4 protein-coding genes are annotated in these 3,307 nt (G+C 67.7%); 2 read left to right on the top strand and 2 right to left on the bottom strand.

The genetic code is table 11. From position 1 onward, the window contains the following. Together RMO04_RS15965 and RMO04_RS15960 are read right to left on the bottom strand one after the other, a co-directional pair. Positions 1-131 (bottom strand): DUF2177 family protein (locus RMO04_RS15965; protein ID WP_309645763.1); only part of this gene is annotated, 131 nt, incomplete at its 3' end. Next, entirely contained in the window at positions 131-1,159 is a 1,029-nt protein-coding gene (locus tag RMO04_RS15960; protein WP_309645762.1) for a cyclopropane-fatty-acyl-phospholipid synthase family protein, read from the bottom strand. The genes RMO04_RS15960 and RMO04_RS15965, both read right to left, overlap by 1 nt. A gap of 140 nt (positions 1,160-1,299) precedes the next feature. Here RMO04_RS15960 and RMO04_RS15955 point away from each other — a divergent pair, with 140 nt between their 5' ends. Then, positions 1,300-2,637 carry an FAD-dependent oxidoreductase gene (locus RMO04_RS15955; protein ID WP_309645761.1) on the top strand — a complete coding sequence of 446 codons (1,338 nt, stop codon included), beginning with the start codon at positions 1,300-1,302 and terminating at the stop codon, positions 2,635-2,637. Continuing rightward, the coding region (locus RMO04_RS15950; protein WP_309645760.1) for a DUF1365 family protein at positions 2,634-3,307 on the top strand (674 nt) is incomplete at its 3' end. The genes RMO04_RS15955 and RMO04_RS15950, both read left to right, overlap by 4 nt.

The raw sequence follows: 3,307 nt of genomic DNA, 5'->3' as shown, positions 1-3,307 counted from the left end.
CGGAAGGTATCGGCGAGCACCTCGTCCAGGGCGGGACGATAGAGCTTAGGTCCCACGGTGGTCAGCCAAACCGCGTCGATGATCGCGAAGGCGAGGCCGGTGGCGAGATATGTGATGACGAATTTGAGCATCAGACGCTTGGCCTCATCCGATAGTGGCTGACGCCCCATTCACCGCCGCCGCGATGGCCGAACAGGCCCGCGGTCGCCAGGAAGAACAGCCGCCAGCGACGGCGCCATAGCACGGCCTGGTCGCCATAGACCTCAGCCAGCACCTTGCGGATGGCCGGAGCATTGGCGTCGTAGTTTTCCAGCCAGTGGTTGGCGGTCTTCTCGTAGTGCTCGCCACTCCAGCGCCAGTCGGCCTCGACGGCGAACAAGTCGGGAAACTGGGCGGCCAGATCGTGGCTGGGCATCACACCGCCGGTGAAGAAGTGTTGCGCGATCCAGTCGGCCTCGTCGTCCACGTCGAAGCGGTAGGGCGTCGTCTTGTGCGTGAAGACATGCCGGAACCGTCGCCCGTCGGGCTTCAGCCAGGCCTTGGCGCGGGTCAGCAGGGCGCGCCAGTTGGCCATGTGCTCGAACATCTCCACCGAGACGACCCGGTCGAACGTGGCGGCGGGCGCGGAGAAGTCGTTCATGTCGGCGGTGACGACGGTGAGGTTGGTGAGGCCGCGTTCGGCGGCGCGGGCGCGGATGAACTCGCCCTGGCTGGCCGAGTTGGAGACCGAGGTGATCGTCGCGTTCGGCAAGGCCCGCGCCATCCAGAGCGACAGCGAGCCCCAGCCGCAGCCGAGCTCCAGGATCTGCTGGCCGTCCTGCAGATCCGCATGGACGGCGGTCTCCGACAGGGCCGCTTCCTCGGCCTCGGCCAGGGTGGACTCGGGACAGGGATAGAAGGCCGAGGAGTATTTGAGCTGAGGGCCCAGCACGGCCTGGAAAAAGGCGGCGGGGAGTTCGTAGTGTTGTTCGTTGGCGGCGCCCGCGTGCTCGGCGATGGGGCGCTGCTCCATCTCGCGGGCGAAGGCCGCGGCCGCGCCGGGCGTGTCGGCCAGTTGACGCCGAGCGTTCGACACCAGCAGATCGACAGCCGCGCGTCGGACGATGTCGGGCAGGGGCGCGCCCTCGAAGGCGTGGATGGTTGCGGCGACCAGGCTCATTAATGTCTCTCGGCTTGCGGTGTCAGCGTACCATACGCGCGGAGCCCTGGTTCGGATGCGGCGGTGCATCCGCAGCCGAACACGCTCCGTAACGTTCAACGGGGGGAGCGCCGCGCTCCGGGATCAGGGAACTAAGCCACGTGACCACGACGCCAGCCGAGACGCCGCTTCGAATCGCCGTGGTCGGCGGAGGCATCGCCGGGCTGTCGGCGGCATGGCTGCTCAGCGCCCGCCACAATGTGACCCTGTTCGAAAGCGACGGCCGCATCGGCGGCCACGCCAACACCACCGACGCTCCGGGCCGCAAGGGCGCGGTTCCCGTCGACACCGGCTTCATCGTCTACAACGAGCCAAACTATCCGAACTTCACCGCCCTGCTGAAGCATCTGGGCGTAGCCAGCCGCCCGGCCGACATGGCGCTTAGCGTCTCGTTCGACGACGGTGATTTCGAATATTCCTCGGGCGCCCTTTTCGCCCAGTTCAGCAATCTGTTCTCCGCGCGCTTCTGGTCGATGCTTCGCGACGTGACGCGGTTCTACCGCCAGGGCCCGCGTGACCTTGCGGGGCTTGAGGCGCCGCTGGTCTCGCTGGACGACTATCTGACGGAGAAGGGCTACTGCCAGGCTTTCCGTGACGACCACCTGATCCCCCAGGCCGCGGCCATCTGGTCGACCCCGGTGGGCGCGATCGCCGACTACCCGGCCGCGGCCCTGATCCGCTTCTTCCAAAATCACGGGATGATGAGCCTGTTTGGGCGCGGCAAGTGGCGCACGGTGGTCGGCGGCAGCAGGTCCTATGTCAGCCGCCTGACGGCGGCCTTCGCCGGCGAGATCCGATCCGGCGTGCGGGTCAGCGCGATCCGCCGCGACGCCCTGGGCGTCGAGATCCGCGACGCCCATGGTCATGCGGAACGCTTCGATCAGGTGGTGATCGCCACCCACGGCGATACCGCCCTATCGCTGCTGGACGACGCGAGCCTGGACGAGCGCCGGCTGCTGAGCGCCTTCCGCTACAGCCGGAACCTGACGGTCCTGCATACCGACAAGGCCCTGATGCCCAAGCGCCGGGCTGCCTGGACGAGCTGGAACCACATCGGCCGCCGCGACGCCCCCAACGAGGGCTGCGTCACCTATTGGATGAACCGGCTGCAGTCGATCAAGGACGCGGGCGACTTGTTCGTCACCCTGAACCCGACCCGCGAGATCGCGCCCGAAGCGGTGCTCCGCACCGACGTCTATGAGCACCCGCTGTTCGACGCCGGCGCCATCTCCGCCCAGGAAGAGCTGTGGTCTCTGCAGGGCGCCCGGCGGACCTGGTTCTGCGGCTCGTATTTCGGCCACGGCTTCCACGAAGACGCCCTGCAATCGGGCCTGGCCGCAGCCGAGGCCCTCGGCGGCGTGCGCCGGCCCTGGCAGGTGGACGATGAATCGGGCCGCATCCACGTGCGCGCGGTCGAGCCCCAGGACCTCGCGGCGTGACCGGCTTCGCGTCCGGACTCTATCCGGGCGTGGTGACGCACACGCGGTTGAAGCCGCGCGTTCACAGGCTGCGCTATCGCATCTTCATGCTGCTGCTGGACCTCGACGAGGTCGACGCCCTGGACGGAACGCTCAAGCTGTTCGCCCACAACCGCTTCGCGCTGACCGGCTTCCACGAGGCCGATCACCTCGACGGATCGGGGGTGAGCCTGAAGAGCCAGGTCGAGGCCCATCTGGCGAAGGCCGGGATCGCCCACGGCGGGCCGGTGCGGATGCTGGCCATGCCGCGCATCCTGGGCGGTGTGTTTAATCCGCTGACCGTCTACTTCTGCCATCGGACGGACGGCACGCTATCGGCGATCCTGCATCAGGTGACCAACACCTTCGGAGAGCGGCACAGCTATCTGATCGAGGCCGACGGCCGGCCCGAGCAGGGCTGCGACAAGGGGTTCTACGTCTCGCCGTTCATGGACATGGACCTCGCCTACGCCTTCCGTATCGTGCCGCCGGGCGAGCGGGTGCGCATCGCGGTCGACGTTCACGACGCCGAGGGGCTGGTGCTCGCAACGGCTTTCGGCGGACAGCGGGTCGAGTTGACCGACCGCGCGCTTTTCCACGCCTGGCGGACCCATCCCTGGATGACCCTGGGCGTGATGGCCGCGATCCACTG

Source organism: Phenylobacterium sp., from assembly GCF_031412415.1.
Taxonomy (GTDB): domain Bacteria; phylum Pseudomonadota; class Alphaproteobacteria; order Caulobacterales; family Caulobacteraceae; genus Phenylobacterium.
Note: the sequence above shows the minus strand (reverse complement) of the source record. Positions and strands in the feature narration are given on the sequence as shown.

Bases quoted from the DNA above. Each gene is read 5' to 3' on its own strand.
- RMO04_RS15960 (WP_309645762.1), bottom strand. From the start codon at position 1,159: ATGAGCCTGGTCGCCGCAACCATCCACGCCTTCGAGGGCGCGCCCCTG.